This window comes from Aerococcus urinae, from assembly GCF_001543175.1.
GTDB lineage: Bacteria > Bacillota > Bacilli > Lactobacillales > Aerococcaceae > Aerococcus > Aerococcus urinae.
Window position 1 is genome coordinate 96,120 of record NZ_CP014161.1, and the last position, 21,960, is coordinate 118,079.

Annotated in this window: 28 protein-coding genes and 1 pseudogene; 27 read left to right on the forward strand and 2 right to left on the reverse strand. The window is 41.2% G+C overall.

Going from position 1 to position 21,960, the window contains the following annotated elements:
• The first annotated feature begins 50 nt into the window (after positions 1–50).
• From AWM73_RS00400 to AWM73_RS00435, 8 genes are all read left to right on the forward strand, one after another.
• Positions 51–899: an SAM hydrolase/SAM-dependent halogenase family protein gene (locus AWM73_RS00400; protein ID WP_060777559.1), complete on the forward strand. Its 849-nt coding sequence runs from the start codon at positions 51–53 to the stop codon at positions 897–899.
• Between the two features lie 3 nt (positions 900–902).
• The gene (locus AWM73_RS00405) at positions 903–1,781 is read left to right on the forward strand and encodes an SAM hydrolase/SAM-dependent halogenase family protein (RefSeq protein ID WP_060777560.1); all 879 of its coding nucleotides are present in this window, start codon (positions 903–905) and stop codon (positions 1,779–1,781) included.
• Positions 1,782–2,052: 271 nt separating this feature from the next.
• Complete coding sequence (locus tag AWM73_RS00410; protein WP_060777561.1) at positions 2,053–2,598, forward strand: hypothetical protein; 546 nt, start codon at positions 2,053–2,055, stop codon at positions 2,596–2,598.
• Between the two features lie 47 nt (positions 2,599–2,645).
• Complete coding sequence (locus tag AWM73_RS00415; protein ID WP_060777562.1) at positions 2,646–3,260, forward strand: hypothetical protein; 615 nt, start codon at positions 2,646–2,648, stop codon at positions 3,258–3,260.
• A 25-nt stretch (positions 3,261–3,285) separates the two neighbouring features.
• The gene (locus AWM73_RS00420) at positions 3,286–3,792 is read left to right on the forward strand and encodes a hypothetical protein (RefSeq protein ID WP_060777563.1); all 507 of its coding nucleotides are present in this window, start codon (positions 3,286–3,288) and stop codon (positions 3,790–3,792) included.
• A gap of 132 nt (positions 3,793–3,924) precedes the next feature.
• Positions 3,925–5,061: a hypothetical protein gene (locus AWM73_RS00425; protein WP_060777564.1), complete on the forward strand. Its 1,137-nt coding sequence runs from the start codon at positions 3,925–3,927 to the stop codon at positions 5,059–5,061.
• A 173-nt stretch (positions 5,062–5,234) separates the two neighbouring features.
• Complete coding sequence (locus AWM73_RS00430; protein ID WP_174519266.1) at positions 5,235–5,459, forward strand: hypothetical protein; 225 nt, start codon at positions 5,235–5,237, stop codon at positions 5,457–5,459.
• A 40-nt stretch (positions 5,460–5,499) separates the two neighbouring features.
• A complete protein-coding gene (locus AWM73_RS00435) occupies positions 5,500–5,847 on the forward strand; it encodes a hypothetical protein (protein ID WP_060777565.1) in 348 nt (115 codons plus the stop codon).
• A 125-nt stretch (positions 5,848–5,972) separates the two neighbouring features.
• On the opposite strand, the gene AWM73_RS00440 is transcribed toward AWM73_RS00435, so the two are convergent.
• Complete coding sequence (locus tag AWM73_RS00440; RefSeq protein WP_060777566.1) at positions 5,973–6,530, reverse strand: isochorismatase family protein; 558 nt, start codon at positions 6,528–6,530, stop codon at positions 5,973–5,975.
• Between the two features lie 265 nt (positions 6,531–6,795).
• Here AWM73_RS00440 and AWM73_RS00445 point away from each other — a divergent pair, with 265 nt between their 5' ends.
• The 16 genes from AWM73_RS00445 to AWM73_RS00515 all read left to right on the forward strand — a co-directional run bounded on the left by AWM73_RS00445 (position 6,796) and on the right by AWM73_RS00515 (position 17,984).
• Positions 6,796–7,038, forward strand: a complete 243-nt coding sequence (locus AWM73_RS00445) for an AbrB/MazE/SpoVT family DNA-binding domain-containing protein (protein WP_060777567.1) — start codon at positions 6,796–6,798, stop codon at positions 7,036–7,038.
• On the forward strand, positions 7,032–7,385 hold the full coding sequence (locus AWM73_RS00450) for a type II toxin-antitoxin system PemK/MazF family toxin (RefSeq protein WP_060777568.1): 354 nt from the start codon (positions 7,032–7,034) through the stop codon (positions 7,383–7,385). Before AWM73_RS00445 ends, AWM73_RS00450 begins: the two co-directional genes overlap by 7 nt.
• A gap of 227 nt (positions 7,386–7,612) precedes the next feature.
• Positions 7,613–7,990 carry a GntR family transcriptional regulator gene (locus AWM73_RS00455; protein ID WP_060777569.1) on the forward strand — a complete coding sequence of 126 codons (378 nt, stop codon included), beginning with the start codon at positions 7,613–7,615 and terminating at the stop codon, positions 7,988–7,990.
• Positions 7,983–8,672 (forward strand): ABC transporter ATP-binding protein, encoded by a 690-nt coding sequence (locus AWM73_RS00460; RefSeq protein WP_060777570.1) that lies wholly within the window; start codon positions 7,983–7,985, stop codon positions 8,670–8,672. Before AWM73_RS00455 ends, AWM73_RS00460 begins: the two co-directional genes overlap by 8 nt.
• Complete coding sequence (locus AWM73_RS00465; protein WP_060777571.1) at positions 8,669–9,475, forward strand: hypothetical protein; 807 nt, start codon at positions 8,669–8,671, stop codon at positions 9,473–9,475. Before AWM73_RS00460 ends, AWM73_RS00465 begins: the two co-directional genes overlap by 4 nt.
• A 12-nt stretch (positions 9,476–9,487) precedes the next feature.
• Positions 9,488–10,639 carry a hypothetical protein gene (locus AWM73_RS00470; RefSeq protein WP_060777572.1) on the forward strand — a complete coding sequence of 384 codons (1,152 nt, stop codon included), beginning with the start codon at positions 9,488–9,490 and terminating at the stop codon, positions 10,637–10,639.
• Positions 10,640–10,935: 296 nt separating this feature from the next.
• Complete coding sequence (gene rlmD, locus AWM73_RS00475) at positions 10,936–12,330, forward strand: 23S rRNA (uracil(1939)-C(5))-methyltransferase RlmD (protein ID WP_060777573.1); 1,395 nt, start codon at positions 10,936–10,938, stop codon at positions 12,328–12,330.
• 184 nt (positions 12,331–12,514) lie between these two features.
• Positions 12,515–12,862: a virulence RhuM family protein gene (locus AWM73_RS00480; protein WP_060777574.1), complete on the forward strand. Its 348-nt coding sequence runs from the start codon at positions 12,515–12,517 to the stop codon at positions 12,860–12,862.
• A 261-nt stretch (positions 12,863–13,123) separates the two neighbouring features.
• A complete protein-coding gene (locus AWM73_RS00485; protein WP_060777575.1) occupies positions 13,124–13,702 on the forward strand; it encodes a TetR/AcrR family transcriptional regulator in 579 nt (192 codons plus the stop codon).
• Between the two features lie 11 nt (positions 13,703–13,713).
• The gene (locus AWM73_RS00490; RefSeq protein WP_060777576.1) at positions 13,714–14,655 is read left to right on the forward strand and encodes an ABC transporter ATP-binding protein; all 942 of its coding nucleotides are present in this window, start codon (positions 13,714–13,716) and stop codon (positions 14,653–14,655) included.
• A gap of 19 nt (positions 14,656–14,674) precedes the next feature.
• Positions 14,675–15,415 carry an ABC transporter permease gene (locus AWM73_RS00495; RefSeq protein ID WP_060777577.1) on the forward strand — a complete coding sequence of 247 codons (741 nt, stop codon included), beginning with the start codon at positions 14,675–14,677 and terminating at the stop codon, positions 15,413–15,415.
• 2 nt (positions 15,416–15,417) lie between these two features.
• Entirely contained in the window at positions 15,418–15,882 is a 465-nt protein-coding gene (locus tag AWM73_RS09110) for a hypothetical protein (RefSeq protein ID WP_230080690.1), read from the forward strand.
• A gap of 18 nt (positions 15,883–15,900) precedes the next feature.
• A complete protein-coding gene (locus AWM73_RS09115) occupies positions 15,901–16,368 on the forward strand; it encodes an ABC transporter permease (protein ID WP_255204080.1) in 468 nt (155 codons plus the stop codon).
• Between the two features lie 142 nt (positions 16,369–16,510).
• On the forward strand, positions 16,511–16,849 hold the full coding sequence (locus AWM73_RS00505; RefSeq protein WP_060777578.1) for a PadR family transcriptional regulator: 339 nt from the start codon (positions 16,511–16,513) through the stop codon (positions 16,847–16,849).
• Entirely contained in the window at positions 16,846–17,493 is a 648-nt protein-coding gene (locus AWM73_RS00510) for a DUF2812 domain-containing protein (RefSeq protein WP_230080692.1), read from the forward strand. The genes AWM73_RS00505 and AWM73_RS00510 overlap by 4 nt, the downstream gene beginning before the upstream one ends.
• Positions 17,494–17,546: 53 nt before the next feature.
• Complete coding sequence (locus tag AWM73_RS00515) at positions 17,547–17,984, forward strand: WapI family immunity protein (RefSeq protein WP_060777579.1); 438 nt, start codon at positions 17,547–17,549, stop codon at positions 17,982–17,984.
• Between the two features lie 178 nt (positions 17,985–18,162).
• On the opposite strand, the pseudogene AWM73_RS08990 reads toward AWM73_RS00515, so the two are convergent.
• Positions 18,163–18,362, reverse strand: a pseudogene (locus tag AWM73_RS08990) (helix-turn-helix transcriptional regulator).
• Between the two features lie 207 nt (positions 18,363–18,569).
• Here AWM73_RS08990 and AWM73_RS00520 point away from each other — a divergent pair.
• The 3 genes from AWM73_RS00520 to AWM73_RS00530 all read left to right on the forward strand — a co-directional run bounded on the left by AWM73_RS00520 (position 18,570) and on the right by AWM73_RS00530 (position 21,902).
• Positions 18,570–20,036 carry an ATP-binding protein gene (locus AWM73_RS00520; RefSeq protein ID WP_230080693.1) on the forward strand — a complete coding sequence of 489 codons (1,467 nt, stop codon included), beginning with the start codon at positions 18,570–18,572 and terminating at the stop codon, positions 20,034–20,036.
• A 388-nt stretch (positions 20,037–20,424) separates the two neighbouring features.
• Positions 20,425–21,066 carry a response regulator transcription factor gene (locus AWM73_RS00525; protein ID WP_060777580.1) on the forward strand — a complete coding sequence of 214 codons (642 nt, stop codon included), beginning with the start codon at positions 20,425–20,427 and terminating at the stop codon, positions 21,064–21,066.
• The gene (locus tag AWM73_RS00530) at positions 21,063–21,902 is read left to right on the forward strand and encodes a sensor histidine kinase (protein WP_060777581.1); all 840 of its coding nucleotides are present in this window, start codon (positions 21,063–21,065) and stop codon (positions 21,900–21,902) included. Before AWM73_RS00525 ends, AWM73_RS00530 begins: the two co-directional genes overlap by 4 nt.
• The last annotated feature ends 58 nt before the right edge of the window (positions 21,903–21,960 follow it).

Genomic DNA, 21,960 nt, shown 5'->3' on the forward strand with positions numbered 1-21,960 from the left:
CACTATTCACAGTGATTGTACGCCATGATAGAAGGGAGACCATTAACATAGTGAAAGCAATTTTAGTATTTCAGACCGATTTTACCTATAAGGAGGCAGCCGTCAGCGCCATGTATGGGGTGGTCAAGTCAGTCGACCGTGACTTAGAAATTATTACGGGGACCCATGAGATTCCCAACTATGATATCTGGAGCGGTTCTTTCCGTCTTTACCAACCCATGCAATTTTGGCCCCAGGGCACTATTTTCGTCTCAGTCGTTGACCCTGGTGTGGGGACCAGTCGGCGGACTTGTATTGCCCAGACCAAAAACGGCTACACCATTGTGACACCCGATAACGGGAGCCTGACCCATGTGGCCAAGCACTTTGGGATTGAAAGGGTGGTTGAGATTGATATTGACCGTCACCGCCTAAAGGGGCAGGGGACAGAAGGGATCTCGGTCTTTCATGGCCGTGATGTCTTTGCCTATTGTGCGGCACGGTTAGCTAGCGGACAAGTTGCCTTTGAAGAATTTGGCTCGGAATATCCGGTAGATGAGATTGTCACTTTCGATTTGATTGAGCCGAAAAAAGCACAGGACCGGTTGACAGGAATGGGAGAGATTATTGACCCTAACTTTGGTAATTATTGGACCAACATCCCCTTTGCCTGGTTAAAAGACCAATCCGGGAAGTCAGTTAGAGTCATTGTGCGTTCAGCGAGTGGAGCAGTCGTCTTCGATGAAGCGATTCAAATCCATAAGACCTTTGGCGAGGTGAGCTTAGGGGAATTAACTATTTATCAGAATGAATTTGGCAACTTGAGTCTAGCTATTAACCAAGGCAGTTTTATTTCTAAATACGACCTGCCTTACGGGGTTGGGGTTAGTGTCGAAGTAGTATTGAGTGAGGAGGAATAGATAATGGGTATCGATTTTAGTAAAGTTCCTGCTTTTCGTCAGCAATTAGTCTTTCAAAGTGACTTTGGACTTAACGATGGGGCGGTATCGGCCATGACGGGGGTAGTAGTGACGGTTGATGAGAGTCTTAGTATCCATCACTTAACCCACAACATTCCTCCTTATGATATTTATTTGGCTGGCTATCGGCTCTATCAGACCTATTCCTACTGGCCTGAGGGGACCATCTTCGTATCGATTGTTGACCCTGGTGTGGGCTACCAGCAAAAGTCAGTGATTGCCTTGTTAGAGAGTGGTCATTATATCGTCACCCCTAATAATGGGACCCTGTCTTTTCTGGCTAAGTATGTGGGGGTCCAGGCGGTTTGGGAAATTGATAAGGAGAAGAACTTACTCCCTTCGACCAACCAGTCCTATACCTTCTACGGCCGCGACTTGTACGCTTATACAGCGGCTCGTTTAGCCAGTGGGAAATTACAGTTAAGTGAAGTGGGGGAAGAACTTGCTATCAGTGAGCTCAAGCTCCATGAGATTGCTGACTTCCAGATTAATCCTGAGGAAGCTGTACTCAGTGGTCACGTTGCCATTCACGATGAACGTTTCGGCTCGCTCTGGACTAATATCCCCTATGAGTCTTTACAAGACTTAGAAGTGAAAACAGGCGACCAACTCCATCTTCAAATCCACCACCAAGGGCAGACGGTCTATGATGACTTAGTTCCAGTCGTCCAATCCTTCCAATCTGTTCCCCAAAGTCGGGCGCTGATCTACTGTAATTCGCTCAAGAATTTGGCGGTTGCCCTCAATCAAAATAGCTTTGCCCAAGCCTACAAGGTCGGTTATGGGTCTGACTGGCAGCTTACTTTTCAAAAGAGTAAATAGAATTTGATCGTTGATTTTGTATTCCTAAATGGATATTTGTCAATTGAAAGAAGCTCCAGCAATGGGGCTTCTTCTTTTGCAGAGCTGGGCCTGACCCCTATGCTTACATTGGTTAGGGAGGAGAGCGTTTAATTTCTTGGTCTCTTGTAAAAAAATAGACTTTTATTGAAATATCCTAGCAGGTTGATCTCTGATAAAATAATAAAGATATTTATAGAGTCTGATAATAAAATATCTTATTATAAACGAGGACCAGAATGGTGGTGAATAGGTGGAAGAATTGAGTCTGTTCTTAGGGCTAGTGGGATTCTTAGGGGTCCTTTTTCTAATACTAGCTAATGGATTGAAAAGTCGACAGTCATCGAGTGGGAAGTTTAAGCTATTTGTCGAATGCATGGACCAGCTTGGTTTTCTCTTCTTAGCTTTCTTGCTCATAGCTGTGATCTTAATGGGAGACTTTAATTGCAGCAATTGGAAATTTTGGCTTTTAGCTCTTTGTGCGCTCCTCCTTTTTATTTCTGGAAGCTGGGGATTGTTTCGCCTAATTAATGACCAGTTTCAAGGTACCAAGAAGCAGGTTTTTCATGTGAAGGGGGCGGTAAGAGAATCCCATATCAATCTTCAAGCAACGACCTATCGCTTGGAGACCGTGGAGGGGATAGGTTTGCGGGTGGATAGGTCTCAGTATCAGACTGTCAAAAATGCTTTTATCTTGTTAGAGGGCCAGCATTATTCACTCTACAGGTCTGAGCTTGCCTACCAGATTGACTACTACCCAAAAACCAAACTGGTGATTGCTCTGACACTTATAAAATAATTGGTCAGAAGAGAAGTGAATGATTTTCAGCTCAAAGGAGGAATACCTTGAAAAGCATCTTAATTATCCAGCAAATCACTTTCTTGGTTGCTTCTTTGTTGGGGCTCTTTGTGAATTGGCAGGCTAAACGGCGGAAGAAACAAATCCTAGCAGCTGAGACGACTAGTCAAGGGCCGATCATCCAAAAAGCGCCCAAAAGAATAGCAATCATTGCCTACTTATTAATGGGCTTAGCGGGGATCCTCCTCATCATGACTGTGCTGTTAACATTTGCTGAACAAGAGGTCGGTGAGCTGGCCTTCGTAATCTTTTTGGTCCTATCCTTAGTCTTTTGGTTAATAGGGATCTACTTATCCCTAGTGGGCAGGCATTATTTATATGCGGAAGATGAGGAAAAATTCTTGCTAAAAACCATTGGCAAGCTGACCACCATATATTATAAAGATATGCTTACTTATCAGGTAAAACATGACCAGCTCATTGTCACAGATCGACGAGGGCAGCAAGCAGCTGTTGATCTTCGCTTATTTGCACCTGTGAAACTGGTAGGAGTCATTTTAAGCCAGCTTAATGATGAAATTGACCGCCTAAGGCTTTTAAATGAAGATATTCCTGACCATTTATTCGTCTATCAAGATTGGTTGAGGCGATATTTGGATTGAATCTTTACTAGAAAAGGAAAAACGAATGACTTATATGGCTTACATCGGATTTACCGGAATCCTCTTAATGGCTAGCTACGGAGTCTTGGCTAGTTTTAAAGTAAGAAGTGCCAAATATCAACTCTTTCTCCAGGGCTTATGGGCCCTGGCTTTACTGATGGCGAGTCTCTTTCCCCTAGCTTTGCTTCTAAAAGAAAGGCCTGCTATTAGCTCGCTATTTTTCTGGGTTAGCAGTCTTACAGGGATAGGATTAATTAGCTGGGGTGCCTATGAAGGTTATCGCTTGCTTTATGACCTGTGGCATGGAAGTCAGCGCCAATCCTTCCAAGTGATTGCAGCTCGAAAGATTGATCGAAGTTTGCGCCATGGTGGGGATTATTATCTCATTGAAAGCGCTCAGGGAATGATTTTTGAAGTAGATTATTATACTTATCAAGCGGTTAAGCGAGCGTTATGGCAAACACCAAGACTTTCAGTTTGCTTAGACTATTATCCCAAAAGCAAAATTATTGTTGAATTAGTTATGGATTAAAAGGCAGATTGTCTTTATACTATTCAATAGACAGGAAAGCGCTTAAGAATATATGCTTTGCAGTCTGTTAAAAAGTGGGTTTTCCTTGCCTAAGAAAAGGGCTAATTTAATCAATATAGAGAAGGTGACGAGATGTCTTTAGAAGCTGAAAAAATTTATCGAAATATCCAAAAATTTCTTGACCAACATAGCGGTGAGTTTGATGATCCTGAAGCAGCAACGGCTCATGCGATTAACTTGTATAATGCGGGTATGCTAGATTTTGATGACGATGACCCCAGTTTTAGGGCTATGGACTTATTTGAGACGGCCATGTATACAGAGGACCAAGACCAGAGTTCGGCCTTGTTAGAAGAAGCTTATGCCTTGGATTCTGATAACTTGGACATTTACACTGCCTGGGCCCTTGATAAATTCGATGACTTTGAAGCCCTGGAAATGATTCGAGACAAGGCTGATGACTATTTCAAGGCCCACCGCAAGGAAATCAAAGAATCTGGTTATTTAGCGGCAGAAAACCGACCCTATTTCCGGGCGCAAAACCTCCTATTAGATGCCTACAAGGAAGACTTGTTTATGGAAGAGGCTGAAAAAATTGCCAAGCATATCCTGCGTTATAATTCCAATGATAATATGGGCGTTCGCTACAAGTTAATGGCGATTTACGTCAATAGCTTTCAACATAAGAAGGTTCGGGCTTTCTTTAAGAGGGATCCCCACTATCGCTTTGACGATCAAATGCTGTTTTATTCGGCGATTAGCCTGATTTTAGAAAGAGATTTCAAACTGGCCCAGAAACGGATTAAAGAATTACAAGAACTTAATTCAGAACTTGTTGAATTCTTTATTGATGAAGAATTTGATGAATTTAAAGTTTACGTTAACCTGTCAACAGACTACTACCAAGCAAATTCTAAATCTTCTTTGGCGATGGCTTTTGAAGAGGTCTTACCTCTTTTTATCCAGTCCAAATTTTTGTATCACTATTTTAGACAAAGTTTAAAGGAGATTGTTCCTGGGTATTTTGATGCTGTGCATGCCAAAAAGCAGCAGGCGGTCAATGCTATTTTTGCTGCTGATACACTAGCAGGCAAGGGCATTTTTACTAATATTGCTAGTCAATATGTCCGCGCTTTACTATTAGAAGGCTTGGAAACGGCAGATGATTTTAAAGGCAAAACAGAAGCAGAGGTCCTGGCTATTGATGGTATCGGAAAGGCCACGATTAATAAATTAAAGACAAACGGGGTTCGTTTTAAGGAAAATTAATCTTAAAAAGTATCCCTTCGATAGTTCCTAGTGATAGAAATATTTATACCCGCTTTAAAAGTCATTAAAAGAGATATATAATTTAACTTAACTTTAAGGATTACTCATCCGAGAGCCCTCGATAAGCTAATTCAAGTAAAGCTTAATTAGCGATCAATAGGAGAACAAAGCCAATGATAAGAGCCATTCGAGAAGCCGATGCCAAAGCGATTCAGGAATTATGCCAAGTGGCACTGGGTTATGACGTTGACCTTGACTTAGTTAGATCACAAATTAAGAAATTATCAAAAGACCAGGCCCACCATATTATTGCTGTTTATGAAGATGACAGTTCTGGTAGTGCTCTTGCTTTTGTTCACGCTGAAATCTATGAAAGGCTCTATTTATCTCTGCAATGACTGACTTAGCAATAATTAATCACTTTTAGGAGGAATTATCATGGCGATCACAGCAATAATCATGGCATTCTTCGGGACTCTATGGATTATGGGAGCTCTGTTTTTGAATTATAATATTTATAAACTAGTACTGATTGATGCTAAAGCAAGAAAAATGAAGCGTCCCCGCTTATGGGCCTTCCTAAGTATGGGCCACAATAACGGGAGTGCCTTTTTACCGATCTATTTCTTCAATAGGCGAAAGTATCCGAGAAAGGTATTCAGTCCTCAGGAAGCTGCAAATTACGAAAGATATAAAAAGCAAGCCAAAATTTCCTTGGCTTTATTTTTAATTGGAACAGTGGTATTTTTTATCTGCTTTATTCATTATTTTAAAATTTGGCAGTAGCTGTCTTGCTAGTGGATCCTTTACCAGACAAAAAAGAGACACAGAGTCATGTTATCTAATTACACGCTCTGTGTCTCTTTTATTATTATCTCATTAATTCTTTACCTAAGCGACTTGACTGGTTATTAAGCATGACGGTCTTTAACTAAGTTGGAAATGGCCTTGAAGTGTGGGTTCTTGGCATCTTCAAGCAGGCAGTAGAGGAGGCTCTCACTGGATAAGAGTCTGGCACCTTCTGTTTGGAGTTGGCTGAGGGCCCATTCGTGTTCTTGAGCGCTTCTAGCAGTCAAGGCGTCACGGACCAAAGTCACTTCCACTTGCGGATGATCCTCTAATAATTGATGGGCGGTTTGCTCCACACAGATAGGGGTTTCCATTCCGATAATTACCACATGATCAATCTCAGGCGTGATGTGGTTGATGACTTCGGGAATGCAGGCATTGAAACGGGTCTTGGCGTAAACCGGTGCATCGCTTAGATAGCTCTTAATGTCAGGATGGGTAGACCCTAAACCTTGAGGATATTGTTCGGTGACCACTTTCTTAACGCCTAAGTGGTTTAAACCTTCCAGAAGAAATTGCAGGTTGGTTAGATAGGTGTCGGGATCACTCATAGCAGGGACAAGCTTTTCTTGGATATCGATGACAAGGACCAGGGTATTATCAACAGTCATTGAAGTCATGGTGAACTTCCTTTCTAAGAATCTTATTTCTTCTTTAATTATATCAAGCACAGGACGAACTGCCTAGGTTTCTAAAAAAATCTCCTAGGAATATCATGAGACTGAGTTCCTTACAGGAAAGACTTTCCCTTTTTATTGACTGAATTGAGAATGGTGTTTTTTAGGAGATATTTAAAGAAAGAATCATCCTGAAATGAATTCCAAATGGCTAATGTATATACATTTGGATAGTCATTTGATAAAATAGGCTTGAGGAGGCGATAGTATGCAAACTAAAATTGCTCAATGGGGGAATTCAAAGGCGATCAGAATCCCATCAACGATAGTTAAACAGCTCAATTTAAAGGATAATCAAGTGCTCTCACTTGAAATCAAAGATCAGGCCCTAGTGATTAAGCCTAAGGAAGCAGAAACTATTCAGGAATTATTTGCTGATTACAACACTTCTTTCACTTATGAGGAAGAAATGGATTGGGGACCAGCAGTGGGAGAAGAGATCGAATGGTAATGCGGCAGGGCGACATTTTTTACGTTAATTTTAATCCAAATATCGGGCACGAACAGAGAAATAGTCGTCCGGCTATTGTATTAAGTCATGATCTCATTTTTCAGACGAGTCGAATGGCGATTGTTGCGCCTATCTCAACAACTAAACGAAATTATCCAGCCTATTATGAGCTTCAAGAGACTGACCATACCAAGGGTAAAGTTCTTTTGGATCAAACAAAGTCTCTTGATCTTTATCATTGCCAAGTCAGCCAAGAAAATTTTATTGAACGAGCTAAACCGAATGAATTTAAGCGTATTATTCATCGTTATAAATTGTTATTCGATCTGGTAGATGATTATCAATAGGCAATTAATAAAACGATGAGATTGAAAGAAAACCATTGTTGTGATGGTTAGACTCTATTCAAATCTGTTCCAAGCACAGAGCAAGCGACCACTTCAGAAAATGGCGGTCTTGCTCTTTTTTTCTTATCAATATAGAAAATAAATTGACAAGAAATCTGTATTAAGGATATAATACAGATGAGAAGTGTATTAGTGTATTAATACAGTAAGCGGAAGGGAGGACGACAATGGAATTTAATGACCGCTTGCCCATCTACCGACAAGTGGCGGATTATTTTCGTGAGAAGATGGCGACAGGTGAATATCAAGCTGGCAGTGAATTACCGAGTAGACGGCAAGTGGCTAGTGATTTTCGGGTAAATCCCAATACCGTGCAAAGGGCCTATAGCTTACTGGAAAGCGAAGGGCTCATTGAAACCCATAAAACCATGGCCAGCCGAGTAACGGAAAAGGAAGACCGTTTACAGGCGTTAAGAGAAGAATTGCTTGGCCGAGCCATCGCTAGTTTCGTGGATAAGATTGCTCCTTTTGACATGGAGCGCTCGACAGTGATGGACTTACTTAATCAAGCATTGGATGAAAAGGAGGCAGAAGACCATGATTGAATTTTGCGATGTACATAAATCCTATGGCAGTAAGAAGGTTCTTGATGGTATCAATTTTTTCTTTGCCAAAAACCAGGTGACTTGTCTGATCGGTGTGAATGGAACAGGGAAGACGACTCTGATGAAGCTGTTGATGAAGTTAACTCCCCTGGATGCTGGAAAAATTCTTATCGACGGTAAGCCGGTGACGACAAAGGATTTCGAACGGATCATTTTCATCCCTGATATGCCTACTCTGGATGATCGGCAAAGTATTCGTCAGGCCTTAGACGGGGTTAAGCGTTACTATCAGCTTTATAACGAAGAACGGGCCCAGGAGCTCTTGCGTTTCTTTCATTTAGATGAAAGCGACCGCATTGCTAACTTATCCAAGGGTAATGTTGCCAAGGTCGGCCTTTTGTTGGGTTTAGCGGTGGATGCCGATTATATGATTATGGATGAACCTTTTTCGGGAATTGATATTTTTACCCGTGAAGAAGTGGCTCGGGTGTTCACTGACCAATTAATGGAGGATCGCGGGGTTTTGATTTCAACCCATGAAATCCAAGACATTGAAAGCTTGGTTGACCAAGCTATTCTCTTGGACCAGGGCCGTATTATTGAAAGTTTTTCTCCTGAAGAGGTACGTGACTTAGAAGGTAAATCAATTGTTGATGTCATGCGGGAGGTGTATGGGCGATGAAGAAGTTTTCTTCACTATTTATTGATGAAATGAATCGGTCCAAGTCCTATTTCTTAGGAGTCCTTAGCTTTATGTTAGGAGGCGAGACCCTCATGGTGCTTTTGCGTGTCTTTCATATGGCTAACTTGTTTAGACGTGGCGAACTAGTTGAAGCAGGAGACTTGGCAAGCTTTACCTTAACGGGCTGGAATAATCTTATCTATGGGGGTGTCTTCTTAGCACTGGCCCTCTATACCGTCTTAATTTGGCAAAGAGATTGGGAGGGCAAGGGAAGATTGGTGTATCGCTTAATGACCTATCCAGGCTCGCGCTTGACCGTCGCCTTAGCCAAGTGGGCTACGATCTTAACCATGGTTTTCGCCTTACTAGGGATTCAATTGATCTATATGGCAGCCTTAAACCACTTGCTCAATGGACTCCTGCCCAATGAACTCTATCGTTTTGCCCCTTACTATACTTATTTCACTCACGATTGGAGTTTTATGAATCTCTTTCTCCCCTTTAATGGCTATGATTTTATCGCCTCCTATAGTTTAGGAAGTGCAGCTATTCTGGTTATTTTTAATAGCATTCTGATCTATTATTGTGAGCGGGCCAATGGCTTTATCATAATGCTTTTGAAGTTGTTTATTTTCCTTGTCCTGACTGCTGCCTTAGCAGTGGGCTATGTCTGGTTGATGGCTAGCATCCTTTATCCGCTTGGCTTAGAGATTTTTTATTTGCTCTTGCTAGGCGCTTTAGTTTTGATCACTTTTAATATATTGCTGCTGAATTATCGGCTCAACCATCGTCTGTATTGTTAGGAGGTTTAGGATATGAAACGTTATGCTTTTCCAACTTTTCTAGGCTTAGGGCTCACTGGTCTTCTACTGATGGCTTTTGCTTATCCAGCGGTGAAACAAGATCGCATCCAAATTTCAAATAACCAAGGCAACCAAGCCTTACTTGATCGAGAAATCGTTTCCTTGTTTCGTCTGGAAAAAGATGAGCAGGGACAAGAGATTCCAAATTTTTTTAGTGGCTACTACTATATCGATAGGCACTCTACCCTCTATCCTTCGCGTTATTTTAGCGCCATGTATCTGCCTACTGCTACTCTAGAAGTGATGCAGGCATTTCCTATGGGTAACCGTCCTAAACTACATAATTACAATATCTTGAGTCTAGGAGACGATAAGGCCCTAGCTTATAAGCCCCACTATCTGACCAGTGCTAGCCAACAATTTGACTATGTCTGGATTGACCGACAAGCAAAAAGTTTTGCGGCAGGGAATTGCGACCTCCCTGAAGATTGGCAAGGTGCCAGCCTATATTCTTATCATTGCCAAGGTGATCAATTACGTCTCTTTGTAGTGGAGGACGGGGCCAATAGAGAAGGTACGGGACCGCTCGATTTAATGGAAGTCAAGATTGACATGGCTAGTGGTAAGCTTCACGATAGCCGCCAAGTGAATTTACAAGTACCTGAAGGGAATCTTGACCAAAATTATGTCCAGGCTTCGAGAAATCCTAAGTGGCTTCCTATTCGAAGTATGGATGACCAGAACCGTAGGAGTGAAGTCGTATTATATAATGCCTCTAACTTAGAGGATTCACTCACTTTGAAGGCTAAGGACTTAGGGGTAGAGGACGTAGACCAGGCCTTTAACCAGTTATTTGTCATTGGTGATGGGATTTATACCCGTATCTGGTCGCCAGAAAGCGGCATGGAGGCGACCGTTGATAAGGGATCTTGGCAGTTTTACCGCTATGATAGGCAGAGTGAAAAGTTTCAACCCATTCTTAATGGCAAAGCTTTTGACCCAGGCAGCCTGGTTCAGGACGGCCGGGGTTATCTCATGCAAGCTGTTGATGACCAAAGCATCGGTTTAAGAATTATCGATTTAGAGACAGAAGCAGAACTTGCCAGTCGCAATTACAGCTTACCTACCCGTGAAAATACCCGAGTGACGGGTCAGATTGAATAATGTTTGTAATTGCTTATATGATAAAAGACTCCTAGGACTTGCAGCTTGCTAAGCCATGTTCTAGGGGTTTTACTTTAACTAATAGATTACTGCTAAGGCGACTGATCGGGACGCTATTATATCGCAATGGGCTAGCCAATATTTTTACTTGTTATAAGGATTTTTCCCTTTGTAGCTAGACTATATCTCTGCCATAAGCGAGAGACAAGGACTTGCGCAGTGGCTAAGATTATGCTTTACTAAACAGGATGAATTTTACAGTTTGAGAAAATCAAGCGACAGAAGGGGATTTGCCGATGAAGCACCGTTATCCAAGTGAACAATTAGAAGTGGAAGTGACCGGACTTTCTGAGAAGGGGCTAGGTTTAGCCGAATACCGTTTTCCGGATACCGAATTAGGAAAAGGACGGAAATTAAAACTTCAAATTCCTAAGGCCCTACCTGGGGATAAATTGTTAGTCACTGTACCCAATGCCAGAGGTCGAAGACGAGCAACACGGACCTATGACCGGATCATTGAGCCTTCGCCTAGTCGAAATGGGGGTTATGAATTAAATGGCCCCCAAGTTGGTGGAGCACCTTTGGAATATATGAATTATCCCGATCAATTGGCCTATAAGCGAGCACTCACCCAGGGTTTCTTGGCTGACCAAGGCTTTGATCCCACTGTGGTGGGTGAGGTATGGGGGATGGATGACCCTTACCATTACCGCAATAAGCTGGAGCTGAGTTTCTCGATCGATGGCGACTTGGGCTTCTTCGTCCAAGGCGACCAGTATCAGATTGTCGATTGGCAAAAGAATATCCTCGCCCCAGAAATCTTCATGACCCTTAAAGAAGAAGTTCAAGCCTGGCAAAAGGCTTGGGGTTTAGCTGGTTATGAAAAACAGTCTAAGCAAGGTTTGCTCAGACAACTGCTCTTGCGCCAAGGCCAGCACAGTGGCGAAGTCATGGTAGCTATTTTTGCCCAAGAAAAAACGGCAGATCTTGATCCAGATGCTATTCAAGACCTCATCCAACGCTTGCAGGCTTATCCTGAGATTAATAGCTTGATGTGGATTAAGAATACCGCCATTGCTGACCGGATGGGGGCTGACAAGGTGGAAGTTCTTGCTGGTCGGGACTATATCCGTGATGAGCTGGCTGGTTTTAACTACCGCCTTTATTTCGACACTTTCTTCCAACCTAATCCTACCCAAGCTCAAAAGATGATTGATTTGGCTTGCGATTGGGCAGAATTAGATGCAGATAGCCTGGTAATTGACCTTTTCTGTGGAGTTGGTAGCTTTAGTTTGCCCCTTGCCAAGCGAGCTAAGGCCTTGGTGGGAATTGAGATTGTGGAGCAATCGATTGAATCGGCTAAACGTAATGCTCGGGATAATGGGATCACTAACGCCCACTTTATTGCTCGTGATGCTCGCCACGGTTTGGCTGAAATTGAAGAAGAGTGGGGACAAGCGGACCTGCTCTTACTTGATCCTCCACGCAACGGTGCCGGTGGAAAAATCATGCGTCGGATTGGGCGGATGGGCCTAGACAAGATCATTTACGTCTCCTGTAACCCTAAAAGCTTGGCAGCAGACCTAGTCTGGCTCAGAGACTTTGGTTATGAGATTATGAAATTCCAATTAATCGATCAATTCCCGCACACCCAGCATGTTGAATCGGTCGTGTTGTTGGAGAAGAAATAGAATAATATAAAATGTAGAAGAAAGATCCTGAAAGGGGGCTTTTTGTTATGGGGAATAGCAAGGAGGACATTAGTGTATTAGTGAAGAAATCGTGCTGTCTTTCGTTTTTTGATTTAATAACTTAGAAATATGAAATTGTGAGTGAATCGTGTAAAATCGATTAGATTGAAGGAGGGAGTTATAAATGACGGAACCTGATAGTAACGGAGAAATTATTATCTACCAAAGTGAAGATGGAACGAGTAAATTAGACGTTAAACTTGAAGATGAAACAGTTTGGTTGACACAAGCACAACTCGTTGAATTATTTCAGTCTAGTAAAGCTAATGTTAATGAACATATAAAAAACATCTTCGATGGAGGAGAACTTGAGGAAAGTTCAACTGTTCGGGAATTCCGAATAGTTCGTCGAGAAGGAAGCCGAGATGTTGCTCGTAAAATAAAACATTACAACCTCGATATGATCATCTCCCTTGGCTACCGCATTCAATCTAAGGTAGCTACTCACTTACAGCGCTGGGCGACCAAATAGTATGTAGGATAATCATATGATCATAGATAAATTTACCAGAAGAAGCTCCTGAAAAGGGGCTTTTTATTATGGAAAAAATAGAAGGAATCTCCATTTTGAGCCATAGTCCCAACTTTTGATAGAAGTTAGATCTTTCTGACACCACTATTAGCTATTTACAAAATAAAACATATAAATAATGAACTTTTATTCATATTTTTATTTATTTTTCGCTCAACATGAACTTTAATTCATAAAAAGAAAAATTACCTGGAGGATACAATGGCTAAAGATAATAAAGAAAAGTTAATTCAAGCAACTGACCGCTTGCTGAGGGATAGAAGCATTAGTTCAATTACCACTAAGGAAATCACCAAGGAAGCGGGGGTATCTGTCGGCGTCTTTTACAACTATTTCACTAGCAAAGAAGATGTCTTCACAGAATTGATCAAAAGCTTCTTCAATTATTCACTAGAAGAAATGAAAAAACTTCAAGCAGAAATAACCGGAAAGAATCTGAGGTCGGAAATAAAGTTTAAAGAATATTTGATTAAGGGGATAGATAAAGATTGGGAAAATCGCTTCTTAAATAGTGATATTTTAACGCTTTCAAGAAAAGACCAAGCTTTCAACGAATTAATGATGGATTTTAATGAAGGAATGATTGCGATTATTGTTGATATTTTAACCATTATTCAAGCGGACGCTCAGGACAATGACCTGGTCATTAAGGCCAAGTTAATCATGAATTTGATTCAGAATTCCTACCCCGTCTTTTCTAGTTTTGAGGATGACCAAGAGCAAGAAGCTTATATGGAGCAAGTGGTCAAAATAATTTTTGATCTGAGCTTTAATGAATAGAGGACAAGACTATGGAGAATATTTTAACCGTCAAAGACCTATCAAAAACCTATAAAAATGGGCGAAAAGCCCTTGATCATTTAAATTTCACTGTGACTAAGGGTGAGATCCTTGGCTTTTTAGGACCCAATGAGGCTGGGAAGAGCACCACCATCAATATTCTATCGACCCTACTAAAAGCGGATGAAGGGCAAGTGATCTACTTTAATAATGACCACTTGCCACTTAAAACCATCAAACAGCACCTGGGGATTGTGCCACAAGAACTCGCCATTTATGAGGATATTTCCGCTTTTGATAATGTAAAATTCTTTGCCTCCTTATATGGTGTCAAGAAAGCTGAAATGAAGGACCGGGTAATAAAGGCGTTAAGGAAGGTCGGATTGGAAGAACGCGCCCATGATAAGGCTGCCACTTTTTCGGGTGGGATGAAGCGACGTTTAAACATTGCCTGTGCCATAGCCCATGATCCCCAATTAATTATTTTTGATGAGCCTACCGTGGGGATTGATCCCCAGTCGAGAAACCATATTCTCGAATCGATCGAGGCTTTGCGGGATGAAGGGGCCACGGTTATCTACACCACCCATTACATGGAGGAAGTCCAGCAGCTTTGTGACCGGGTCATTATTATGGATGGGGGAGAGGTTTTATTAAATGACCGCTTGGATAATATCTTGAAAGCTTACAGCAATGTCAAGTATCAAATGAGCCTGGACCAGCCCATATTCCCAGACTTATTAGATATCATCCACCACTTACCCCAGGTGCTGTCTGCTAGTCAGGACGATGAATTGCACATGAATCTCACGATGAAGGAAGCAGGTACTTCGTTAAATGAAGTCTTGGAATTATTGGTTCAGTCTCATATTGCGATTACCAGTATCCAAACCAGAAAGAATAATCTAGAAGATGTTTTCTTAAGCCTAACCGGAAAACAATTAAGGGACTAGAGCCAAAGGAGAAATGCTTATGTTAACCATCATGAAACAAGATCTGGTGAATCTTTTCAAAAATAAGCCGATTATGACCTATCTAATACTTTATCCCTTTCTCTTAATTACAGTGACAGGCTTTGTCTTTTCATCTCTTTTTAGTGATGACCTGCTCACAGCCTATGACTATTATGGGGTCACTATGATGATCTACTTGTCCATGGCCACGGTGATTATCCTGCCCGAGCTCTTCTTTGGTCACCAGGTCAAGTATGCTAATTATCGGATTGTCTATTCGCCTATGGCTCGATACAAAGTTTATTTATCCAAACTAATTGTATCTATTTCAGTCTCCTATGCCATCCTAGCCAGCTATATCTTGGTTTTTAATGCGGTAGGTTGGGTTAACTATGGGGGCAGGCATGTGGCCTTTATCTTATTACTGGATTTAGCCCTGGTGATCTTTTCCATTACTTTTGGGGGTGCTTTCTGCCTGTTGTTAAAGAGCGAAGATCTCGCCACAAAAATTCTAAATTTGGTGATTAATGTTTTCGCCATTCTGTCGGGGCTATTCTTCCCCATGTCTATCTTTGGAAAAAGGGCCGCTCAAATCGCTAACCTATCACCTATCGCACAAGTGATGAAGAGCTTTTTCGAGATTATTTATGATCAAAATGCCAGTTTCCTATCGCAGACGATCATCGCTTTAATGTGTGCCTCACTAGGCTTTTTATTGATTATCCACTTAAAATATCACCCGGAAGATTTTGGAGAATAAAAATGAAATTTGTCATTCTAAACAACAATTTAAAACGCCTCTTTCAAGCAAAATCCTACCTCGTCCTATCGATGCTACTTGTCTTTGTAACGGTCGCCGCTAGTGCTTTTGTGGTCACCATGGATGCCCCCAAACCCATAATGGGGGTCGACCCAAGTGCCAGTGAATTGTTAGACATGAATATTGATGATTTATCTGTTGAAGAACTATCAGAAGATCATCCTGCTTACACTAAACTTATCACCGGCGACTACGATGCCTACATCACTAAAGAAGACGGCAAGTATCAAGTGACGACAGTAAGAAATGCTGAATTGGGAGATGAGTTGAACCAATTTCTCAATACGGGGCAATTAAGCAGTGAACCCGATCCAGGCAATAATCAATTTAAAGTGATTCTCAGTGTTCTAGCGATGAGCTCGATGATTCTTTCTTTAATTCTTTATCGTTTTTACTTTGATGACTGACAAGGGATTGATAAGCGGATTTATTCCAGCGGACTTTCGACCCTTTCTTACCTTTTTCAGCAAGTGCTGTTCACTTTTCTGCTTCTGTTTACGATTAGTACCTTAGCTTGCTGTAGTCTTTTTCCTCTCTTTGACCTCGAATTATCTGGACGATTTTTCTTAGATTTATTTTTTCTTGAACTATTTGCTGCCAATTTTGGCATGGTCTTATCAACGCTGACTAAGAAAAATCAGGGAGCCCTCTTAGTGGGGACCATGCTATCTGTTTTGACCATGCTGCTTTCGGAGGCTCTATTTACATTAAAAGCAAACAGTCTACAAGAAGAGATCCAGCCGCTTTTTCCGCAATTCTATATGGCCAAGTTGGGATCAGGGTTGGATGGCCAGTCGGTAGATCTAAGGCAATCGGTATGTGTTCTTTTACTCTATACTTTGCTTTTCTTCTTAATCGCCCTCAACGTGCAAAAGCGAAGAATAGAAAAGTGATAGATCGAACCAAAGAAATAGAATGCGATAGATACGATATCTTATTTTAGCCTCACAAAAGGGGCTTTTTCTATAGATCTTTTATACTACTTGCAACGTACTACGTAAGGCGATATAATAAGGGTAGTAAGAGGGTGACAAAATGGCCGATGAAACACAGTTAGCAAGTGAAATTCCTCTAACCGAAACCCATTTTCTCGTCTTATTAACCATGGTTAAGCCCAACCATGGTTACGGCGTTATGCAAGAGGTGGAAGTGATCACCCATGGACGGGTTACTTTTGGACCGGGGACTTTATATGGAGCGATTAATAACCTTTCAAAGAAGGGTTGGATCGAAATGGTTGAACACGATAAGAAAAACCGGCGGAAAATTTATCAAACCACGACGACAGGACGTAAGTTGCTTGAATTAGAGTTCAAGCGCATGAAGCAATTAATTGAGGCAAGTCAGGACTATTTAAGGGAAGGTGAGTCATGATGGTGACAAAGTTTAAGGCCTTTTTTAACCCGATTGAAGGTCGTCAAGAGTACCTCAACACCCTAGCAGACCAAGCATATCGTTTACTTTCAAGTGGCGGCTTGCTGCAAAGATTTCAAAGATCTGACACCCAGCCGCTTCATTATACGGTTCAATATATCGGCCATATGGTCCCTAAAGAGCGGAAGGATTACTGTGAATTTTTAGAAGGATTGGGCTATCAAACATTTTTTGCCCCGCTTAATATGGGCAAGTTTACTTTGGGCAATGTGCGCTGGCGTCCTTATAATAACGGACGGGCGGCGCTTGCGACCAGCCTAGGGATGATTAATCATGAAATATTAATCATTGAGAGCAAGGAAGCTAAAGAACTACCAGCCTTTAGCGAAAAGGAGGGCAAGCGAGCGGACTTGAAAGGGCGGTTAAGACCGGCAACCTATCTGATGATTGTTTCCCTTATTATGTTAGGGATTGCCCTATTAGTTTACTTGGATTTCTCCCAAGACTGGTGGGCGTGGACGGCTAGGAGTGTTCGCCCCTTGGAAGGTGTATTCTGGGTCTGGCTAATCGTTGGTGCTGTGCTCTTGATTTATTCTGGCTGGACGATAGCTCGAATTCGGTCTTTAATTCAGGACCTGTCCTAGGCGACCTATAATAATTATGGAAACATTCGAAGACTATACACAAAGGAGGGCTTATGACTAGCTTAGTCTTTACTGAAAAAGATAAAAGCTTAACTGTCGATATTCTTGGCTATGAATTCAAAGATCTATCTGAAAGTGATGATGTATTTGATCGAAATTGGTTAAAAGTAGCGTTTAGCTATTCGGATTCAGTCAAGTCCTTTAAACAAGTGGATCCTTGCCTATTAAGTTTTGAGCTGGGAGACATCATTGAAAGTATCCATTCGCTGATATCGGGAAAGGAAACAGAGGTGTTGAGAACATTTACAGAGCCCTACTTGTCCATGGCTATTACTCAAATCGATTCTTGCTATGCTTTCCAAATAAGTTTTGTCTATGACACTAAGAATGATTGGAAAAAAGTATCTTTATGCCAAACATTGAATTGTGAAGAGCTTAAGCAGTTGAGCTTTCAATTAAAGGATTTCTATCAAAGATCTCCATTAAGATAAAAGTGTCATAAAAGGCTTTACAGGCTGAGGAGAAAATAGCCAACACGATAGTATGGGGAAAGCTAATGGAGTTATGGTTAAGCCGTAATTAAGAGGTTCGGTACTGTCCAAGCAAGACCAGGCCTGCCAAGAGCTTTGGGCGCAAAATAAATATCTGGTACTAAAGTTTTTTTATTCATTATATTACCTTCTCATAAATAAAAATATCTTCGATTTTTAAATCAAAATTTTTAGCAATTTTGAATGCTAATATAATTGAAGGATTATATCTACCATTCTCAAGAGAACTAATAATTTGCCTAGAAACTTCTAGGGCTATTGCAAGTTCTTTTTGACTTGTTTTCTCGACTTATGAAGTGATTCTAGTTTATTTTTCACAACTTATTTCACCTTTAATTCCTAAATGGAAAGCTAACTTTATTTGTTGTATAAGATAAAACGACTTATGACAAGTGAGCTTTCCTTTTTTTTGCAATAATGACATAGATAGTCAATTAAGGATATAGTGAAAGCTAGAGTATTGGCGTCATTCTTTGTCTTTGGATTTGATATAATGATATTGAAAAATGAAATGGCGAATAATCCATGATAAAGAGTATTAAAATTGAAGAGGTGATGAAAATAGAAAACTACACTATAGAATCCTTAAAGGACATGCATGAAGGGCAGTATTTTGATCGGAAAAGTGCAAGGATGAAGCCCAAGGATGCAGTAAAACATATTATCGCTTTTGCTAATGCAGACGGTGGAAGTTTAGTCATAGGAATTGAAGATAACGGAGATTTATCCGGTACAAACTATCAAGGGGCTCATACATTAGAAGATTATAAGCTGGCAATCCAACAAGATATATTGGGTCAACCTTGCGTTTCTTATGAATATATTGATTACTTAATGGAAGGACAAGAAGATAGATTATTTTTAATCCGCGTTGAATTATCAGTTGACCGATTGATTAAAAGTCGCAATGAAGAAGTTTATTTAAGGATTGGCGATAAAAGTGTCAAACAGACCTACTCTCAAATTAGACAGTTAGAATATGCTAAAGGGGAAAGATTATTCGAAGATAACTTAGTCGCTGAAGCTAACATAACGGATTTAGACGAGCAACTGTTGAATGAATATAAGAGACATCTTAATTGTAGCGACTTAAGTCACCGTCAAGTTTTAGAAGCTCGTGGTTTTATGCAGCAAGGACAATTAACAGTTGCAGCAATTTTGATGTTTGCTGAGAATCCAAGTTATTATTTTCCTCAAGCTCGCTTAAGATTTTTGCGATATGAAGGAGCTAGGCGTGAAACAGGAGTGCGCATGAATATCGTTAAAGATCAGACTTTTGATGGTCCAATTCCAGAGATTATTCGCCAAGCTCAAGTTGCAGTTAACGCTCAACTTAGAGAATTTCAGTTTCTTGGAGAAGATGGTCGCTTTAAAATTGTTCCCGAATATCCGGAATTTGCATGGTTTGAGGGAATTGTCAATGCAGTTGCTCATCGTGATTATTCTTTTCGTGGGGACTATATCCGTATTAGCATGTTTGATGATCGTTTGGAAATCTTTAGTCCAGGCTCTCTACCTAATATCGTGACCTTAGATAATATGCGATATACTCGCTATGCGAGAAATCCTAGAATAGCACGAGCTTTAGTAAGTTTTGGCTGGGTTAGAGAATTAAATGAGGGTGTCAACCGAATTTATGATGAAATGGCAGATTTTTACCTTAATGAACCTGAATATAGCCAACCACATCCCCACGCTCTTCTTTTAAAATTAGAAAACAACTATCTTTCTCGTCAGATGAGGATGGACGATAGGGTGGGAGACCTCGAGAAAAAACTGATTACAGATGAATTTAATGAAAATGAGCGTAAAATTCTGGCTTATTTATATGGTAATGGACGCATAACAGTAAAAAAAGCTTCTGAAATTATTGAAATGAGTGATGCCACAGCTCGTAAGCTATTAAGAGCATTGGTTGATAAAGAAGTTCTTTGTTGGCATGGAAATTCAAAGCGAGATCCTAGACAATATTACACTCTCATAAGTGAGTAAAAATATTAAAGAGTAGTTCGGAGTAATTCGGAGTAGTTCGGAGTAGTTCGGAGCGTCTTACAATAATTTCCAATGCTTTCAGCTAATTAAAGCACTTTTTACAGGTTTAGAGTAAGTTGAAAGAGTTCAGAGTAGCATGTCTTTATTGAGAGTGGTTTCTTAGAAATGTCTCCACTGTTTAGCAATTTTCATCAACTTCTTCCCCCTATCCCTCTGTGAATATGGTGTTGTTTATTTCATAGCAAAAGATAATAGCGGTTTTCTGACAAAGCTTTAGTTGTGTAAGAATACCGCTTTTTGTTTTTTTAAATAGTGAGATTACCTGATAGAATGGGAGTAAAGAAATAGGATGACATGGAGGAACTGCTATCATTTAAGGAGGTTTGGCATGAATTCCCTACTTTTAGTGGAAGATAATCCCATAATTGGCCAAGAGATCAGCGACTTTTTGACCAATCACGGCTATCGGGTGAAGCTGGCAAGGAATTTTGCAGAAGGACAAGCAGCAGCTAGGCAATCGTATGATTTGGCTATCTTGGATTTAAATTTGCCTGATGGGAATGGCTTTGATCTTTTGGAGTGCTTTTTACAGAATAATATTCAAGTGATTATTACCACCGTGGTTGATGATGTGGATTTTATCGCTAAAGCCCTCGATGCTGGCGCGTCGGACTATCTCACTAAGCCCTTTAATTTGAATATTTTGCGGGCCCGGATTGCGGCTTGCTTGAGGGACTTCGGGCATATGGAAGAGGACAGCGAATTAGTCCTTAAAGAAGACCAGGGAATGATTTATTATCAGGGGCAGGCGGTTGCTTTGACGGCTTTGGAATACCGGCTCTTGGCTCATTTTATCCGCCACCGAGGTCAACTTCTGACCCGGGACCAATTGCTGGATCGCTTCTGGGATGCCCGGCAAGCCTATGTGAATGACAATACCCTGACCGCCACCATTAAGCGGATCCGCGACAAGACCTCCAAAGACCTGATTGAAACCGTCCGCGGCATCGGCTACAGGTTGAAGCTATGATTTATATATTATGGCTTCTAAGCATACTTGCTGTAGTCTGCTGGTTGAAGTTCCACCGGCGCCGGCGGATTCAAGAGCTGACGGACCTGATCGACCAACTCTACCAGAAAGATTATCAGATTCCCATGAAGCAGGATGATTTCTCCCAGTTGGAAGACCAGATCTATAAGTTATTCATTGAGTTGGTCGAAGAGAAAGAAAAGGTCCTTCATTTGTCCCAGACCCAGAGTCAAAATCTTGAAGACATTGCCCATCAGATTAAGACGCCGATTACAGGCATGCTCTTTGCCTTGGAAAATGATAAGACGGATCCGGCTACTTTCTCCCAGCAATTAAACCGCCTCAATGACTTGTCCAATGCTCTCTTGAAATTGGCCAGTCTGGATAATAACGTTGAGGGTTTCAAGTTGTCGCCAGTCCACTTAAGTGAAGTGATGGATTACGCCTTAGATATCTTAAGCGATGAGATTGAAGATCGTGAGATTAGTGTGGATATTGATCTCGGGGATAAGGTCATGCTCGGCCACTTCAACTGGTTGAGCGAGGCCGTCATTAATATCTTAAAGAATGCCATCAACCAGGATCAAACGACTCATATCTGCTTGGAAGCGCGGGAGAATCCGATTTATCTGGAGCTATCCATACGTGATGATGGTGGGGGAATTGCTAAAGATAAGCAAAAGAAAATTTTCCAGCGTTTCTATAAAGACCCCGATTCCAATGGCTTTGGGATTGGCCTAGCTATGGCTAAACGCATTGTCGAGAAACACCAGGGACAAATCAGCTGCCGAAATACTGAACACGGGGCAGAATTTATCCTACAATTCTATAAGTGAGAGGGAAATAATCGCGGAGGCAATTTTTTTATCTGTTTTGTCACCGACTTGTCATTTT